Source organism: Wenyingzhuangia sp. IMCC45574 (assembly GCF_054182685.1).
Genome location: NZ_CM135169.1, coordinates 3,319,590 through 3,336,581 on the forward strand (window position 1 = coordinate 3,319,590; position 16,992 = coordinate 3,336,581).

The window sequence follows — 16,992 nt, forward strand, 5'->3', positions numbered from 1 at the left end:
ATAAATGAAACGATTTAGTGAAAAGTACATGATGACCAAAAAAATGGAATGGGAAGAGCTTGGAGGAGGAGTATCTAGAAAATTTTTAGGATACGATAATCAAATTATGATGGTAAAAGTAAAATTTGAAAAAGGTGCATTAGGATCTCCGCATAAACACTTTCATACACAGGCTACCTATTGCGTTTCAGGTAAATTTGAATTTGAAATAGATGGAGAAAAGAAAATTGTAGAAGCAGGAGACGGAGTTTATATGGAGCCTAACTTACTACATAGTGCCATTTGTTTAGAAGAAGGGATACTAATAGATACTTTTAGTCCTGTAAGAGAAGATTTTTTAAGCGGAGATGGAGTTTCTTATTTTGGAGATAAGGAGTCTAAATAAGATTGTTTTAGAAGTAAACATCTATTAAAAATAGCATATACCTACTGGTATGTGTTTTTTTTTGTTTTTTTTATAATAAACAGACTAATAAGTTGTTAATAATGTTTTTATTATATATATTTGGTAAACCAAACTGGTAAACCAATTAAAATAACTAAGATGTCTAACAAAAACTACAATATATATATGAGAGGTAAAACATAAGTAAACAAAAAAAAGGATGGGTGCACGCCCATCCTCTTAAAAGGGAAATTACTTCATTTCGAAGGGAAGTAATATCTAAAGCATGTAATCTAGTAACATACTACTGCAAAAGTAATAAAATTTATCTATGCACTAGTGTGTTAAGGGTGAGACCTACTATTCAAACGAATAAATGCACAAAAAAGGATGCTCACCATGGGAAGGTCCCATTTTAATCAACTTAACTTAATACTAATACCAATGAAACTAAAGAGAAGTTTAACACTAGTGGCTTTATTGTTTTTCAATATCGCTTTGTTTGCGCAGGAGTTCGCTGTTTCGGGATCGGTTGTTTCCGAAGGTAATGAACCTATTCCTGGGGCGACAGTTGTTATAAAAGGAAGCTCAAAAGGTACTATTTCAGATTTTGATGGAAATTATCAGATTTCCGTTAAAAAAGGAGATGTACTGGAGATTTCTTTTATTGGATACGAAACGAAACTGGTTACTATAGGTGATCAGAAGAAAATAACAACACAATTAAAAGAAAGTTCTGCACAACTTGATGAGATTGTGATTGTTGGTTATGGTACTCAGAAAAAATCACACTTAACAGGTGCTATTTCTAAAGTTACCAACGAAAAATTAGACCAGATTGCGGTGGCTAGGGTAGATGATGCCTTAGTAGGACAAGTATCTGGGGTTAACATACAGGCTACAGATGGAGAAGCGGGAGCTGCACCAACTATTAGCATACGTGGTGTTGGTTCTATGTCTGGAGATTCTACTCCTTTAGTAGTGGTAGATGGAGTAATTGTAGATGCTGACTTTTTAGGTTCTTTAAATATGAACGATGTAGCTTCTTTCGAAATTTTGAAAGATGCAGCTTCTTCTTCTATTTACGGATCTAAAGGAGCAAACGGGGTAATTATGATTACTATGAAAGACGGTGTTGCAGGAAAAACAAAAATAAGCTACAGTACTTTTATTGGATTTAAAGAAGCTAGACACAATGATAAGTACGATTTTTCTATTGCAGAAACAGCTGCTGCAGAAACAGCTTATTACCAAGCTTTGGAACAAAGTGATCCAACTGCTTTTGCTGCTTTAGGGCATAGAGAAGAGAATGGAGGAATTTATCTTTCAGACAGAACTAAATACAAGCAATTAATTGGTATTGATCGTTCTTGGCAAGATGTTATTTTTGATGGAGGAACTATTAAGAGTCATTCTCTATCTGTAAGAGGAGGTAACAAGAAAACAAAATACGCAACAAGTATTAACTACTCTAATGATGAAGGGGTATTGTTAACAGATAACTTTGAAAAATACGGATTAAGGTTAAAAGTAGATAGTAAATTAAACGATCAGTTTTCTGTAGGAGTAAATTTAACTCCATCTTTTACTAAAAGAAGACGTTTTGATGGTTCTACACACGATATTTTAAGACAAACCAACTGGTTGCCTGTTTATCATGATGAGAACACGATTCAATATTTAGACAGAGGAGTATATCCAAATGTACAAGTTGGAGACTATGCTTTTCAACGTCATTTTGATAACTATGATTTATACGGAGATGCAAGTACCTTAGTAGATATTAGTAATACATCTAATACAAACCCGGCTGCTAAAATTTTAGAGCGTGAGCGTTACGATGATAAGTTTAAAATGTTTGGTAGTGTTTATGCTAGTTACAATGTTTTAAAAGGGTTAAACTTTAAAACTACTTTATCAGGATCTTATCAAGATACAAAACGTTCTAGATGGCAAGGAGTGGAGTCTAACAGAAATGGTGCTTCTGCTGCTCAAATGAACGAAATTTCTCAAAGAGAATTGTATTTAATATCAGACAACTTCTTTAATTACAATACCACAATAAAAGATGTACACGATATTAGTGCAACTGCAGGTATGGTTGTAGAATCTAGAAAGTTCTCTTTCTCTTCTATTTCTGGAACAGGATATACAAACGATGGAGTTAAAGAAATTACGAATGCTTCTATTATTAGTGCTGCAGATGCTTTTGAATGGGAAAAAAGAGGTATTTCTTACGTAACAAGATTAAATTATGCATACAACGATAAGTATTTAGCATCTTTTAGTTTTAGACGCGATGGTAGTTCAATCTTTGGATCGGATTATAAATTTGGTAATTTCCCTGCTGCTTCTATTGGTTGGAATGTTTCTAACGAAGACTTTATGGAAGATAACGAAGTAATTAACCGATTAAAGGTAAGAGCAAGTTACGGGGTTACAGGTAACGATCGTTTAAATACTGGAAGTGTTAATCCGGATACTAGTAGTAGTACAAGTAGTTTAAGTACAGGAGATAAGTTAGTAGATTTCTATCCATCATTGGCTTTATTACAAGCAAATACAGCGGTAGTAGATGGTGGTGCTATTACTTCAGGTTTTGCTCCATTAAATATTGCAAACCCAGAATTAAAATGGGAAAGATTGGTAGAGATTAACCCAGGGGTAGACTTTGGATTGTTAAACAATAGAATTTCTGGTTCTATAGATTGGTACCAAAGAACAAGTGACCAATTATTATTAAACAACCCGATATCTTTTACTACAGGATTTAACAGTGCTTTAGTAAACTTAGGAGAAGTTAGAAATGAAGGTTGGGAATTTGAGTTGAGAACTAAGAATATTGCTTCTGAAAAGTTTAGTTGGAGTTCTACTTTAATAGCAACAACTAACAAGAATACTTTAGTAGATTTTGCAGATTCAGATGGACAGATTTCGAGTGTAGATTCTAAAAGAGCTGCAGAGTGGATTAACTTAGCAGGACAACCAATTTCTACATTCTATGGATGGGTTGTAGATAGAGACATTCCGGCAGAATACTTAAATAATCCTTTCCACCCAGTAGGAGGAGAAGCACAAGATGTGTATGTAAAAGATTTAAATGGTGATGGAATTATTGATGATGAAGATAAAGCTGCGTTAGGAGATCCATATCCAGAATTGGTTTGGAGTTTTACCAACGAGTTTAAAATTGGTAATGTAGATTTAAGTGTTATGTTACAAGGATCTCACGGTGCTGAGGTAAGAAATATGGGAGACCAGTATATCTTTAATCAGTTTAATAGTGCGCAAGATTTTATTTCGTCTACACCAGATCAAGAGTTTATTAAGCAAAAAATATTTACAGACGATATCATTCAAGATGCATCTTATTTTGCGTTACGTAACATAAATATTGGATATACTTTCCCTAAAGATTTCTTATCAAAATATAAGATAGAAGGTTTACGAGTGTACGCTACAGGGCAAAACTTACTATATGTAACAGCAGATGATTATACTGGATTTAATCCTGAGTCTATAGATAGAACAAGTCCAACTAACTACGGTTATCAGCGTGCAGGTTCTCCTATTTACAGAACAATTTCATTTGGTTTAAATCTAGATTTCTAAAACTTAAAAATGTATATCATGAAAAATATAAAATATATGCTATTACTTATAGTTGGAGGCTTTATGGCTTCTTGTAGTAGCGATTACTTAGAAATAACACCAGAGTCTGGAATTACAGTAGATGCTTACTTTAACAATGCAGGCGAGGTAGAAACAGGGATTATTGGTATCTACGATGCGATTCAAGGAACTAATAGTACAAGTCCATCAGACAATCACGGTATTATGTACGAATATTACTTAACAGAAATGCGTAGTGATAATACCAGAACTAAAAGTCAAGAAGGAGAAGCGGCTCAGTTTGAGTTTTACAATGTAGAAGCTACCAATGGTATTGTACAAGATTATTATGCAAGTTTTTACAATGTAATCTATAGAGCAAACATTGTATTGGCAAATTTAGAAGTGGTAACAGACGAAACAACCAAAGCTGCATTTGAAGCAGAGGCAAAGTTTTTAAGAGCTTATGCATATTTTAACTTGGTTAGATTGTTTGGAGACATTCCTTTAGTAGATAGAGTAATTTCTCCATTAGAAACCGAAACTCAATTTACAAGAGTTGCAACTGCTGAGGTTTATAACTTAATTGTATCAGATTTAACAACTGCAGTTGCAGGGTTAGACAATTCGTCTAAAACAAGAGCTTCAAAAGCAGCAGCTCAGACTTTGTTGGCTAAGGTATACTTAACAAAGGAAGATAGAGATTACACAGAGGCTCAGTTGTTGTTAGAAGATGTAATGACGGCTGGATATACTTTAATGTCAGACTTTAATGATGTGTTTTATTCAGAAGAGAATGCAGAGATTATTTTTGCAATTGGTTACAATACAACTTCAAATGATAGTCAGAATTTTTCTGCTGAATGGATGAATGGTGTAGGACGTACATCTGGTGTAAACTATGTAACCACAGATGCAGTAACTGCTTTAGATGCTGCAGGTGGAGATAGAACACAATATTCTTACAGAGTAGATCCTAGTCAGACCACACAAAATCAAGTGATGAAATACTTACCAAATGGAGACAGTGGAGGATCGGATGGAAAGACTTTTACATTGGATGCTACTTTGGCTGGTAATGACTGGATAGTTTTACGTTATGCAGATGTATTGTTAATGCATACAGAAGCGATTATGGCTGGAGGAACAGAAACGTCTAATACTAATGCTGTGGCTTCTTTTAACGAAGTAAGAAATAGAGCAGGGTTAGCTAACGATACTGATGGAATTGTTACCAAAGATGAGTTGTTATTAGAAAGGAGAGTAGAATTAGCTTTTGAAAACCATAGATTCTTTGACTTGGTAAGAATGGGAAGAGCCGAAGCGGTATTCTCAACTTTTTCAGCAACGAATGGTTTAGGTTATTCTTCTTCGGATTTATTATTACCAATTCCTCAGAGAGAAATCAACTTAGGAAAAGGAGTAATGGCACAAAATCCAGGTTACTAATGTTTAACGAATTAAAAAGAACATCATGAAAACAATAAATATATATAAAAGCCGATTTTCAGCATCATTTTTTGGGCTGATGGTTTTAGCGGCACTTTCTTTTACATCTTGTGAATCTTTTGAGTACGATTTACCAGAGGCAAACTCTAAGGAAGATACAACTCCTCCGGCGGCTAGCTTTTCTGCAACAGAGACAGAAGATTATTTAACGTATACATTTGCAAATTCTTCTACTAGTGCTACAGATTATGCATGGGATTACGGAGATGGTAATACATCAACAGGTGTTGATGGGGAAAATACCTATCCGGCAGAAGGGACTTATACCATTACTTTAACAGCTACAGATAAATTAGGTATTTCTAGTACCTACTCTCTAAATATTGAAGTGGTAGAACCTGAAATTCCAGCAGCTATTACTCCAGATGTTATAGATGGAGATATGGGTGGTGCTTCTCCTAGAGATGGATGGGGATGGCAAACGTTTACAGATGGAGATACCTATCCTTATGGTACAACTAGTGATGGATCTACTTTCTTGATTGATGGTACAGATTCTGGTGCTAAAACCAAAGGAGCTAAGTTTACACAAGGTACTTCAGGAGGTATTTACAGAAGTAGTAAAAGTAGATACGGAGGACAAGCAATTGTAGTTTCTGCTAACAGAGATTATGTGTTAGAGTATGAATATGCAATTAAAAATGATGACGATCTAAACACAGGAGCTAAAATAGTAGTAGAAATTTTAGACGGTCATTTTACAGATGGTAAAGAAGCTGTAGATAATGCTCCTAGAATTATTACCAACGTAGGTAATAAGCTAGAAGGTAAAGGGAACTTCACAAAAGTAACACAAAACTTTACCGCAAATGCAACAGGTAATGTTATGATTCTTTTCTGGGGTGAAACGAAACAAGATGCTTACCTAGATAACGTAAAGGTATATCCTTTAGAATAGAAGATATAAAGATGAAATTTATAAGACAAATCATATCTGTTTTAGTATTTATATTCTTTTCTGAGAATGTTACTTGCCAAGAAAAGGCAAGTAACACCTCAGAAATACAAACAGTGACGAAAGCAAAGAAGAAGAAAAAGAAGAAGCGTAAAAAGGTAAAATTACCTAAGATAGACTTAAGTCATTGGAGTGTAACTACACCAGAATTAAATCATAAAGGGAAGGCAACTAATATTCAACCGCCAGAAATTTTAGATTATGCAACGGATAAGAGGTTGTTAAAATACATGTACAACGATTCTATTAAAGGAGCTTTGGTGTTTTATGCATACCCAAGTAATGCTACAACAGCCAATACTAAGTATTCTAGATCTGAGTTAAGAGAACAAATGGAACCAGGAAACAATAATGTAAACTGGACATTTAAGCAAGGGGGTAAAATGAAAGGAACGCTTAAAGTAGACAAGATTTCTAAGGATGATAATGGGAAACCACACAAAGTAATTATAATGCAAATTCACGGAAGATTAACAAATGAACAACGTGATTTGATAGGTCAAAAAGACAATAATGCCCCTCCAATTTTAAAGATATATTGGCAAAAAGGTAAGATACGAGTAAAAACAAAAGTGCTTAAAAACTTAAAAGCAACAGGAGAAGAATTGTTGCACGAAGATGCTTGGGGAGATGACGAAGGTTACACTTTTGATGAAGAAGTAGGACATAGAAAGTTTACATTAGAAGTAAAAGTATCCGAAGGAAAAATGCTGATTGTATTAAACGGTCAAAGCTTTAAATCTTACAAAGGCATTCATATGGAAAAATGGGGTGTTTTTGAAAATTATTTCAAAGCAGGAAACTATTTCCAAAGCAGGGATGAAGGAGCTTTTGCAAAAGTGAATTATTACAAATTAGAAGTAAGTCACTAAGAAAGAAACAAAACAACATGAAGTTTAAAAATCTACATATATGGGGAGTATTAATTTTTATTTTCAGTTTTACCAATTGTAATTCTGACAATGGAATTAGCAAACCTATTGTAACAGACAATACAGAACAAGACAAACCAGAAGAACCGGTAGAGGAAGAAGAAACTCCACCTGTTAAAGAATATAAGTTGCCAAATATAGATTTAAGTAACTGGAAGGTAACATTGCCTATTGGAAGTCCAACAGAGGTGGAGCCACCAGAAATTTTAAACTATGGAACCAACACAACCGTTAAACCATTTATGTACAATGACTCTATTAATGGAGCATTGGTATTTTACACATATCCAGGTAGTACTACCGCAAATACTTCTTATTCCAGAACAGAATTAAGAGAGCAAATGGTACCAGGTAGCAATAGTGTAAACTGGACCTTTAAACAAGGAGGGTACTTAAAGGGAGAATTAGCGGTAACAGATATTAGCAAAGAGGATAATGGAGATTATCACCGAACTATTATAATGCAGATCCATGGGAGATTAACCAATGCCCAACGAGATTTAATAGGTCAAAAAGATAATAATGCTCCACCAATGTTAAAAATTTACTGGCATAAAGGATATGTTAGGGTAAAAACAAAAGTATTAAAAGATCTAAATGCATCAAATACAGAAATTTTAGAAACAGATGCATGGGGTGATGATGATGGGTATAATTTTCCAGAATATGTAGGTTTTAACAAGTTTACATTAGAGGTAAAAGTGTCAGATGGGAGAATGGAGGTCTTATTAAACGGAAAATCAAAGGTGTACAACGATATACATATGCAAAAGTGGTCTGTGTTTGAAAACTACTTTAAAGCTGGTAACTACTTAACAACCAGAGATAATGGGGCCTATGCAAAGGTGGCTTATTACTCGTTAAGTACTAGCCATTAACAAAGTTATACACCGTGGAATTATTTAGTATATTTACGGAGTAAAACTGGTTAACCAATTTAAATATTTACTATATTTGTATTAAGGTAACTGGTTAACCAATTTAATTTAAAGTCATTTAATATGAAGTTAGAGTTAGTGTCCAGAGGAGAACAAACAGTTCAGAACGAAATTATTTCTAAGTTAAGAGATTTAATCAATGCAAAAAATCTCGAAACAGGCGATAAGTTGCCATCAGAAAGAATGTTGTCAGAAAAGTTTGAAGTTAGTAGAAGTAATATTAGAGAAGCAATTCAGTTATTAGAGTTTTATGGGTTGTTAAAATCCAAGCCTCAGAGTGGGACTTTTATTGCAGATATTGGACCTATAGCACTTAATGGAATGATAAATGACATTCTAAGATTAGAAGATCCTGATTTTAGATCGTTGGTAGAGACCAGAATAATGCTCGAGTTAAAAACTGTTGGTTTAGCTGCCCAACGAAGAACAGAAGAGCAATTACAACAGATAGAAGATGCTTTATTGGCTTATAAAGAAAAGGTGTTAAATGGGGAAAATGCAGTACAAGAAGATTTACTTTTTCATCTGGCCATTGCACAAGCCACTGGTAATAGTACAATGAATACCTTTATGTTGATGATTACTCCAAATATCATTACCAATTTTGAAAAATATCATGTTTGTGATAAGGGACAATCAGTAAAAGGAATTCAAGAGCATCAAGATATATATGATGCAATTAAAGAACAAGAATCAGAAAAAGCGAGAGTAATGATGAAAGTTCACTTTGGTGTACTGTATCATTATTGTTATAAAATCTAAAATCGGCGATTTACAAATGCACGATTGTGAATCGTTTCTAAGAAAAAAGAAGGGAAAAATAATAACTAAAGCTTGAGTACTTAGAACTAGTAAATTCATTTCAACCTAGATCTAATCATTCAAGATTGACAACAAAAAATAAATGTTTTTTTGTTGCAGGGATTTTTTTGATAAAAAACAAAAGAAATAATTACGTTAATATATTGAAAAACATACGATTATGAAAGTAAAAGGACTTAGGTGGTGGGTAATACTGTTAATTTGTTTAGCAACAGTAATTAACTACATAGATAGAACCGCATTTGGTGTAATGTGGCCAGAAATGGGAAAAGATTTAGGTTTAGACGAATCTGATTATGCAGTAATGTTAAACATATTTATGGTAACTTATGCCTTAGGTAAGTTTTTATCAGGAAAATTATACGATGAAATAGGAACACGTTTAGGATTTGTAGTTTCTATAGTAGTATGGTCTTTATCTTCTGTACTGCATGCTTTTGCAGGAGGATTGATAAGCTTAACAGCTTTTAGAGCTTTTTTAGGATTGGGAGAAGCAGGAAATTGGCCTGGAGCGGTAAAGAGTAATGGAGAGTGGTTTCCTATTAAACAAAGAGCCATTGCGCAAGGTATTTTTAATGCGGGTGCGTCTTTAGGTAGTGTAATTGCTCCTGTATTAATTGCTTATTTATATGGACATTTTGGATGGAGAACTACTTTTATTATTATTGGAGTTATTGGATTGTTATGGGTAATTCCATGGTTAATTGTAAACAAAGCTAAACCAGAATTACATCCGTGGATAACAGACAAGGAAAAAGAATTGATTTTAAAAGATAGAATAGAAAAACCAGCTGAAAGCACAGAGAAACCAAAAGGGCTTTCGTTGATGAAAATTTTAAGTCACAAAGAATCTTGGGGAGTATTGGCAGCCAGATTTTTTATAGAACCAATATGGTGGTTGTTTGTAGGATGGATGCCGTTGTATTTAAATTCTAAGTTTGGTTTTAGTATTGAAGAAATTGGAGCGACCATTTGGATCTCTTACTTAGGAGGAATGGCAGGTAGTATTATTGGAGGATGGTATTCTGGAAAATTAATGGAAACCAAAACAGTAGATGCCGCAAGAAAAAGAACGATTTCTATAGGAGGAGTATTGATATTTTTAGGGTTGCTAGGAATTATTTTCTTAGTAAACGAAAACAACCCAATGACCTTTATTTATATAGTTGCTGTAGTATTGTTTGGATTCCAGTTTGCAATTGGAAATATACAAACCATACCTAGTGATTTATTTAGTGGGCCATCTGTAGGAACTTTAGCAGGTTTTGCAGGAACCATTGCAGCATTCTCTGTAATTATTATGAACAGTTTAATTCCATTAATTGCTTCGGTATCTTATACACCAGCATTTATTGTAATTGCAGTATTGGCTCCTTTAGCGGTAGGTTCTATCTACCTATTAATTAAGAACATTAAACCTGTGGAGCAGGGATAATAGATAAATAACAAATGCACAAAAATTAAGAAACATGAGTTCAAAAGGGAAGATTGCAGTAGTCACAGGTGCTACTGGAGGAATTGGTTTTGAGGTGGCCAAGAGGCTAGGTCAGGACGGGTATACAGTAATATTAAACGGAATAGATAATGTTGCTGGTGAAGAAAGAATAGGGCAGTTAACAGCTTTAGGTATTACTGCAGAGTATTATGGTTTTGATGTGACTAACGATGAGGCAGTTACAGCTAACATAACAGCTATTGGAGAGAAATATGGTAGAATAGATGTGTTGGTAAACAATGCAGGAGGTTTAGGTGGTAGATCTAGATTTGAAGAAATGACTACAGAGTTTTACAGGTTTGTAATGGCTTTAAATTTAGATTCTGTATTCTTTGCATCTAGAGCAGCAATTCCATTTTTAAAGAAAGGAGAGAATGCTACAATCATTAACTATACTTCTAATGCTGGTTGGAATGCAGGTGGTCCAGGAGCTGGTATTTATGGTACTTCTAAAGCAGGAGTCCATACTATTACAAGAGCTTTGGCAAAAGATTTGGCAGAATATGGTATTAGAGTAAATGCAGTATCTCCGGGTACTATAGATACTCCTTTCCACGCACAAATTAAATCTACAAAACCAGAAGTCTTTGCTTCTTGGAAAAACAATATTATGTTAGGAAGGTTAGGACAGCCAGAAGAAGTTGCTTCTGTGGTTTCTTTCTTAGCAAGTAAGGATGCTGCTTTTATTACTGCAGAAACTATCCAAATTGGTGGAGGTCAAGCTTTAGGAATTTAAACAGTAAGAAAGTGATTAAAGTGAGTGTTGTAATAGAGCAAAAGACTCTTTTTTCGAAGGGGAAGAGTAAGTTTCTAAATAACTACTTACGAATTTATAAAGTATACTATTCTTAATTGAATAGCTATAGTATAATAGGGGATAGCGTTTAGTTAGTTCTTTATTAGGTTTTTAGTTTTTTTTAATAAAACAGCCTAAGGTTTTTGGTCCTTAGGCTGTTGTTCTATTCTGTAAAATCTAAATTTATTACGAAGGGAATTTTCTAATAAATTCTTCAACTTTTTCTACCATATTCACACTTCCGCAAACAATAGGAACTCTTTGGTGAAGTTCCGTTGGCTTGATATCTAAAATTCTTTGGGTTCCATCAGATGCTTTACCTCCGGCTTGTTCTGCTAAGAAAGCAATAGGGTTACATTCGTACAACAATCTTAATTTACCATCAGGGTTTTTTGTACTCTTTGGGTATAAATACACACCTCCTTTGATCATGTTTCTATGGAAATCTGATACTAAAGAACCAATATATCTACTTGTATAAGGTCTATCTTCCGTTACTTCCTGACAGTACTTAATGTATTTTTTAATTCCTTCTGGAAACTCTAAATAGTTTCCTTCATTTACAGAGTAAATTTTACCATCTTTTGGGAATTTCATGTCTGGGTGAGACAAGTAAAAAGTTCCGATGGCAGGGTTTAATGTAAATCCGTTTACACCATGTCCTGTAGAATAAACCAACATGGTAGAAGTTCCGTAAACAATATAACCAGCGGCTACTTGTTTGTTACCTTCTTGTAAGAAATCTTCTTTAGTTACAGGAGTTCCAACCGGAGTTATACGTCTGTAGATAGAAAAAATAGTACCTACAGATACGTTTACATCTATATTAGATGATCCATCTAAAGGGTCCATTAGAACAACATATTTGTTTTGATGATTTTCGTCTTTACTGTTTACAATAATAAAATCATCTTCTTCTTCACTCGTAATTCCACAAACAATATTTCTGTTAATTAGTGTTTGAATGAATATATCATTGGCATAAACATCTAATTTCTGTTGATCTTCTCCTTGAACATTGGTGTCACCAGCAGCTCCTGTAATATCTACTAAACCTGCTTGGTTTACTTCGTGATTTACCACTTTTGCAGCTAAGCGCAACGAATTAATTAAGCTAGATAGCTCTCCTGTGGTGTACTTAAATGCGTGTTGATTCTCGTTGATGAATTCTCCTAACGTTTTGTTCTTAAATGACATATTGAATTACTAATTTTTATGTAAATATGCTAACTTTTTTAAACTACTACAACGATTTCGTAAAATATTTTACCAACTGGTGGTGAATTTATCATAATAAAAAAATCCGTTTAGTTTTAAACGGATTTTTTAGGTGTATTTTGTTAAATATTAAATGCTGTAACTGTTTTCAGAAAAATAACTAAAGTCATCTCCGTTTTCGATTGATTTTACGGTTTCAAAAATTAATTTGATAACATTTTCTACATCATTTCTATGTACCATTTCTACAGTAGTGTGCATATATCTTAAGGGTAAAGAAATTAATGCAGAAGGAACACCACCATTGCTATACGCAAAAGCATCGGTATCTGTACCAGTTGCTCTAGATGATGCATGTCTTTGAAAAGGGATGTCATTTTTCTCTGCAGTGTTAATAATTAATTCTCTTACGTTGTGTTGTATCGCAGGAGCATAAGATATTACCGGACCATCACCAATTTTAGAGTCTCCTTCAACAGATTTTTTAATCATAGGAGTGGTGGTGTCATGACAAACATCGGTAACAATAGCTACATTAGGTTTAATGGTTTGTGTAATCATTTCAGCTCCACGTAAACCAATTTCTTCTTGAACTGCATTGGTAACATATAAACCAAAAGGTAAATCAATATTGTTCTCTTTAATTAAACGTGCAACTTCAGCAATCATAAAACCTCCCATACGATTGTCTAGGGCTCTACAAATAAATTTATTACCATTTAATACTTCAAAAGTATCTGGATATGTAATTACACTTCCAACATGTACGCCTAAAGCAAGTACTTCTTCTTTGGTTTCGCAACCAACATCAATAGTAATGTTTTCAATTTTAGGAGTATCTTCTTTGGCTCCTTTTAATCTTGTATGAATAGCTGGCCATCCAAAAACACCTTTAACAATTCCGTTCTTTGTGTGGATGTTTACTCTTTTAGAAGGGGCAATCATATGGTCGCTACCACCATTTCTAATTACATGTATCAATCCATTGTCTGTAATGTAGTTAACATACCAAGCAATCTCATCAGAATGTCCTTCTATTACAACTTTGTATTTAGCCTCTGGATTAATTACTCCAACCGCAGTTCCATATGAATCTGTAATAAATTCATCTACATAAGGTTTTAAGTAATCCATCCATATTTTTTGTCCCTTACTTTCATATCCAGTTGGAGAAGCGTTATTTAGGTACTCTTCTAAAAAGTCCATAGACTTTTCATTCAAAATTGTATTTTCACTCATCATTTTCTGTTTTAAATCTCTCAAAAATACTATTTTGATTTTAGATGTTAGGCATACGTTTTGTGGTTTTTCACTAGGTTTTTTATGTATTTTTGACGGTAATGAAGCAATGGTTTACATATAGTTTGTGTTTTGTCTTGTTAATGACTTTTCAGTTTTCTGCAGCACAAGATAAAGATACTCTTAACGATCTCTATAAGTATGGTGGGGAGTTGGTGACAGATCCCAATCAAAAAGTAGAGTTAGATACAGTAATTCTATTCCCTAAGCCAAAATTTAGGACAAGTTACGATAGGAGATATTACGCTTGGTTTACTAGAAAAACATACAAAGCATATCCGTTTGCTGTTTTGGCCAAGCAAAAAATTACGCAAATAAACGATTCTATACAGAGCATAAAGTCTAAAAGAAAGCGAAAAAAGTTTATCAAAGAGAAGCAAAAGTATTTTGAACAGCAGTTTACGGACGACATTAAGAAACTAACAAGAACCGAGGGAAGGATTTTAATTAAGTTGATACATAGATTAACGGGTCAAACAGTAGATGCACATATAAAAGATAAAAGAGGAAAGTTTAAAGCTTTTTGGTACAGAGTTTCTGCGAGTTTATTTAAGATAAAGTTAAGTTTAGAGTATCATCCAGAGAGTGTTCAGGAAGATTATATGATAGAGTCAATTTTACAAAAAGCATTTGAGCAAGGAAGGTTAAAAGAAGAACCTTCAGTCTTAAAAAGTGCAAATACAATTTACTCCAGACGCGAAATTCACATTGAAAAAAAGAAATAACTTTAAAAGAACTTGTTTTTTTAAATAAAAAAAAAGTCTTACTTTTCCGAGCACCAAAATGAAGACGAATATCATGGCTAAAGAAAAATACCAATTAGAATTCCCAATTCACGCATCACCATCTATGTTGTATCAATATTTTGCAACTCCTTCTGGTTTAGGTGAATGGTTTGCGGATAATGTAAACTCTAGAGGAGAGTTGTTTACATTTATATGGGATGGTGCCGAAGAAGAGGCAAAGCTTTTAACTTACAAAGCTGATGACAGAGCCAAGTTCCAATGGGCAGATGACGAAGGTGAAGAAGCGTACTTTGAATTTAAAATTCAAGTAGATGCTCTAACCAAAGATGTTTCCTTAATTATTACGGACTTTGCAGAAGATGACGAAATAGACGAAGCAAAAATGTTATGGGAAAATCAAATTGCTGAATTAAAACATTTGATTGGAGCGTAACGACTAAACTAAACGATACGAAATGAATAAAGCTTTGATGAAAATCAAAGCTTTTTTATTTATAAATTTGCCAAAATTTTTGAATGATGATTAACTACAACGGACAGATTGTTTCTGAAACTGATAATAGCATAGATTTTAATAACAGAGCTTATAAATACGGAGATGCCTTATTTGAATCTATTAAGATTAAAGACGAAGCAGTGGTTTTTTGTGAAGATCATTATTTTAGACTAATGGCTTCTATGCGTATGTTGCGTATGGAAATTCCAATGGATTTTACATTGGAGTTTTTTGAAGCGGAGATTTTAAAAACAGTGAATGCTAACAAAGGAGACGAAAACAGAGTAAAGTTTACTGTTTTTAGAGATTCGGAAGGTTTGTATGCACCAGATAATAATTCAATTTCTTATGTTGTAGAAGCTAAGAAAGTAACTGTAGCTGTTAAAACATCTTATGAGGTAGAGTTGTATAAAGACTTTATGATCAACCCTAATTTGTTATCAACTATTAAAAGTAATAATAAGTTGGTAAACGTATTGGCCTCTATATATGCTAAGGAAAATGGAATGGACAATTGTGTGTTGTTAAATTCTAACAAGAATGTAGTTGAGTTTACCAATGGTAATATCTTCTTAATAAAAGGGAACACGGTAACTACCCCTCCTTTATCAGACGGTTGTTTAAAAGGAGTAATGCGTAAAAATGTAATAGATTATATTACAAAGTTAAAAGAGTACGAAATTGTAGAGGAGTCTATATCTCCATTTGCAATTCAGAAAGCAGATGAGGTATTTTTAACAAATGCGATAGTTGGAGTACAGCCAGTTACTAAGTATAGAAAGAAAACATTTGCTACCAAATTAAGTATTGCCTTAGGAAAGCAAATATCTAATTTAAGCTAGGATTCTTTGGGGCATTTACCCATATGTGGTATTTGCTGTCGAATTTTAGTAAGTTGTCTTTCCATAAAGTGTTGTCTTGGGTGTTGAAAATATTTTTATATTTATTTTCGGCAACCAGCCAAGATTCTGTTTCCCATTCGTGATGCAATTGCCCTTTGCCCCAACCAGAATACCCTAAGAAAAAACGAATATCTTCTTTGTGTACCAGTCCTTGATTTAAAAGTGTGATTAATTCATTAAAATCGCCTCCCCAATAAATTCCTTGTGCAACTTCTATGCTGTTAGGAAGTAACTCTGGTATCTTATGAATAAAATATAGATTGTCTTTTTCTACAGGACCGCCTTGGTAAACTTTAAAATCGCAGTCTATTTCGGGAATCAGGTCATGCAGGTTATATTCTAATGGTTTATTGATAATAAATCCTATAGAACTATTGTTGTTGTGTTCGGTTAGTAAAATAATAGACCTGTTGAATGAAGCATCTCCAGCAATAGAGGGTTCCGCAACAAGTAGTCTACCTTTAAGGGGTTTTAAGTATACCATACTCACAGCTTTTGAATAAAGCTACTAAAAAAAAGCATAAAAAAAAACTCCTTTAAAAATAAAGGAGTTTTTTTATGTTGTAATAGCAGCTATTAGTTTACAGCATCAGCTAAACTAGCACCTGGCTTAAACTTAACGATGTTTTTCTCAGCTATTTGAATAGTAGCTCCAGTTTGTGGGTTTCTACCTTCTCTTGCAGGTCTCTTAGAAACTGACCAAGTTCCCCAACCAATTAAAGAAACTTTACCTCCTTCTTTTAAAGTAGAAGTAACGTTGTTAGTAACTGATTCTAATGCAGCTTTAGCAGCAGTTTTAGAAATTCCTGCATCGGCAGCGATAGCATCGATTAAATCTGATTTGTTCATAACTAGTATTTTGTTAAATTATAATAAGTTTATCTGTA

General features: G+C 33.7%; 16 protein-coding genes. 12 read left to right on the forward strand and 4 right to left on the reverse strand.

Going from position 1 to position 16,992, the window contains the following annotated elements:
- The first annotated feature begins 4 nt into the window (after positions 1 to 4).
- The 9 genes from ACXHHC_RS14095 (at position 5) to ACXHHC_RS14135 (ending at position 11,384) form a co-directional block, all read left to right on the forward strand.
- A complete protein-coding gene (locus ACXHHC_RS14095) occupies positions 5 to 385 on the forward strand; it encodes a cupin domain-containing protein (RefSeq protein WP_458227011.1) in 381 nt (126 codons plus the stop codon).
- A 444-nt stretch (positions 386 to 829) separates the two neighbouring features.
- Positions 830 to 3,997: a SusC/RagA family TonB-linked outer membrane protein gene (locus ACXHHC_RS14100; protein WP_458227012.1), complete on the forward strand. Its 3,168-nt coding sequence runs from the start codon at positions 830 to 832 to the stop codon at positions 3,995 to 3,997.
- Between the two features lie 18 nt (positions 3,998 to 4,015).
- On the forward strand, positions 4,016 to 5,446 hold the full coding sequence (locus tag ACXHHC_RS14105; RefSeq protein WP_458227013.1) for a RagB/SusD family nutrient uptake outer membrane protein: 1,431 nt from the start codon (positions 4,016 to 4,018) through the stop codon (positions 5,444 to 5,446).
- A gap of 25 nt (positions 5,447 to 5,471) precedes the next feature.
- Entirely contained in the window at positions 5,472 to 6,404 is a 933-nt protein-coding gene (locus tag ACXHHC_RS14110) for a PKD domain-containing protein (protein WP_458227014.1), read from the forward strand.
- 11 nt (positions 6,405 to 6,415) lie between these two features.
- Positions 6,416 to 7,333 carry a polysaccharide lyase family 7 protein gene (locus ACXHHC_RS14115; RefSeq protein WP_458227015.1) on the forward strand — a complete coding sequence of 306 codons (918 nt, stop codon included), beginning with the start codon at positions 6,416 to 6,418 and terminating at the stop codon, positions 7,331 to 7,333.
- A 17-nt stretch (positions 7,334 to 7,350) separates the two neighbouring features.
- The gene (locus ACXHHC_RS14120; protein ID WP_458227016.1) at positions 7,351 to 8,271 is read left to right on the forward strand and encodes a polysaccharide lyase family 7 protein; all 921 of its coding nucleotides are present in this window, start codon (positions 7,351 to 7,353) and stop codon (positions 8,269 to 8,271) included.
- A gap of 123 nt (positions 8,272 to 8,394) precedes the next feature.
- Complete coding sequence (locus tag ACXHHC_RS14125; protein WP_458227017.1) at positions 8,395 to 9,093, forward strand: FadR/GntR family transcriptional regulator; 699 nt, start codon at positions 8,395 to 8,397, stop codon at positions 9,091 to 9,093.
- Positions 9,094 to 9,313: 220 nt separating this feature from the next.
- On the forward strand, positions 9,314 to 10,588 hold the full coding sequence (locus ACXHHC_RS14130; RefSeq protein ID WP_458227018.1) for an MFS transporter: 1,275 nt from the start codon (positions 9,314 to 9,316) through the stop codon (positions 10,586 to 10,588).
- 34 nt (positions 10,589 to 10,622) lie between these two features.
- Entirely contained in the window at positions 10,623 to 11,384 is a 762-nt protein-coding gene (locus ACXHHC_RS14135; RefSeq protein ID WP_458227019.1) for an SDR family NAD(P)-dependent oxidoreductase, read from the forward strand.
- Positions 11,385 to 11,630: 246 nt separating this feature from the next.
- Here ACXHHC_RS14135 and fbp read toward each other — a convergent pair whose 3' ends face one another.
- Together fbp and ACXHHC_RS14145 are read right to left on the reverse strand one after the other, a co-directional pair.
- Positions 11,631 to 12,641: a class 1 fructose-bisphosphatase gene (fbp, locus tag ACXHHC_RS14140; protein ID WP_458227020.1), complete on the reverse strand. Its 1,011-nt coding sequence runs from the start codon at positions 12,639 to 12,641 to the stop codon at positions 11,631 to 11,633.
- A gap of 150 nt (positions 12,642 to 12,791) precedes the next feature.
- Entirely contained in the window at positions 12,792 to 13,901 is a 1,110-nt protein-coding gene (locus tag ACXHHC_RS14145) for a M42 family metallopeptidase (RefSeq protein ID WP_458229259.1), read from the reverse strand.
- 101 nt (positions 13,902 to 14,002) lie between these two features.
- On the opposite strand from ACXHHC_RS14145, the gene ACXHHC_RS14150 reads away from it, so the two are divergent.
- The 3 genes from ACXHHC_RS14150 (at position 14,003) to ACXHHC_RS14160 (ending at position 16,045) form a co-directional block, all read left to right on the forward strand.
- Complete coding sequence (locus tag ACXHHC_RS14150; RefSeq protein ID WP_458227021.1) at positions 14,003 to 14,686, forward strand: DUF4294 domain-containing protein; 684 nt, start codon at positions 14,003 to 14,005, stop codon at positions 14,684 to 14,686.
- A 70-nt stretch (positions 14,687 to 14,756) separates the two neighbouring features.
- Positions 14,757 to 15,140, forward strand: coding sequence for an START-like domain-containing protein (locus ACXHHC_RS14155; RefSeq protein WP_458229260.1), 384 nt, complete (start codon positions 14,757 to 14,759; stop codon positions 15,138 to 15,140).
- 86 nt (positions 15,141 to 15,226) lie between these two features.
- Positions 15,227 to 16,045, forward strand: a complete 819-nt coding sequence (locus tag ACXHHC_RS14160) for an aminotransferase class IV (protein ID WP_458229261.1) — start codon at positions 15,227 to 15,229, stop codon at positions 16,043 to 16,045.
- Here ACXHHC_RS14160 and ACXHHC_RS14165 read toward each other — a convergent pair.
- A complete protein-coding gene (locus tag ACXHHC_RS14165; protein ID WP_458227022.1) occupies positions 16,032 to 16,589 on the reverse strand; it encodes a YqgE/AlgH family protein in 558 nt (185 codons plus the stop codon). The two genes, ACXHHC_RS14160 and ACXHHC_RS14165, sit on opposite strands and share 14 nt — an antisense overlap.
- A 92-nt stretch (positions 16,590 to 16,681) precedes the next feature.
- Positions 16,682 to 16,954, reverse strand: coding sequence for an HU family DNA-binding protein (locus tag ACXHHC_RS14170; protein WP_458227023.1), 273 nt, complete (start codon positions 16,952 to 16,954; stop codon positions 16,682 to 16,684).
- Positions 16,955 to 16,992: the final 38 nt, after the last annotated feature.

What these genes read in the sequence shown, in the direction of transcription:
- ACXHHC_RS14095 (WP_458227011.1), top strand. Translation starts at nt 5, where the DNA reads ATGAAACGATTTAGTGAAAAGTACATGATGACCAAAAAAATGGAATGG.
- ACXHHC_RS14100 (WP_458227012.1), top strand. Translation starts at nt 830, where the DNA reads ATGAAACTAAAGAGAAGTTTAACACTAGTGGCTTTATTGTTTTTCAAT.
- ACXHHC_RS14105 (WP_458227013.1), top strand. Translation starts at nt 4,016, where the DNA reads ATGAAAAATATAAAATATATGCTATTACTTATAGTTGGAGGCTTTATG.
- ACXHHC_RS14110 (WP_458227014.1), top strand. Translation starts at nt 5,472, where the DNA reads ATGAAAACAATAAATATATATAAAAGCCGATTTTCAGCATCATTTTTT.
- ACXHHC_RS14115 (WP_458227015.1), top strand. Translation starts at nt 6,416, where the DNA reads ATGAAATTTATAAGACAAATCATATCTGTTTTAGTATTTATATTCTTT.
- ACXHHC_RS14120 (WP_458227016.1), top strand. Translation starts at nt 7,351, where the DNA reads ATGAAGTTTAAAAATCTACATATATGGGGAGTATTAATTTTTATTTTC.
- ACXHHC_RS14125 (WP_458227017.1), top strand. Translation starts at nt 8,395, where the DNA reads ATGAAGTTAGAGTTAGTGTCCAGAGGAGAACAAACAGTTCAGAACGAA.
- ACXHHC_RS14130 (WP_458227018.1), top strand. Translation starts at nt 9,314, where the DNA reads ATGAAAGTAAAAGGACTTAGGTGGTGGGTAATACTGTTAATTTGTTTA.
- ACXHHC_RS14135 (WP_458227019.1), top strand. Translation starts at nt 10,623, where the DNA reads ATGAGTTCAAAAGGGAAGATTGCAGTAGTCACAGGTGCTACTGGAGGA.
- fbp (WP_458227020.1), bottom strand. Translation starts at nt 12,641, where the DNA reads ATGTCATTTAAGAACAAAACGTTAGGAGAATTCATCAACGAGAATCAA.
- ACXHHC_RS14145 (WP_458229259.1), bottom strand. Translation starts at nt 13,901, where the DNA reads ATGAGTGAAAATACAATTTTGAATGAAAAGTCTATGGACTTTTTAGAA.
- ACXHHC_RS14150 (WP_458227021.1), top strand. Translation starts at nt 14,003, where the DNA reads ATGAAGCAATGGTTTACATATAGTTTGTGTTTTGTCTTGTTAATGACT.
- ACXHHC_RS14160 (WP_458229261.1), top strand. Translation starts at nt 15,227, where the DNA reads ATGATTAACTACAACGGACAGATTGTTTCTGAAACTGATAATAGCATA.
- ACXHHC_RS14165 (WP_458227022.1), bottom strand. Translation starts at nt 16,589, where the DNA reads ATGGTATACTTAAAACCCCTTAAAGGTAGACTACTTGTTGCGGAACCC.
- ACXHHC_RS14170 (WP_458227023.1), bottom strand. Translation starts at nt 16,954, where the DNA reads ATGAACAAATCAGATTTAATCGATGCTATCGCTGCCGATGCAGGAATT.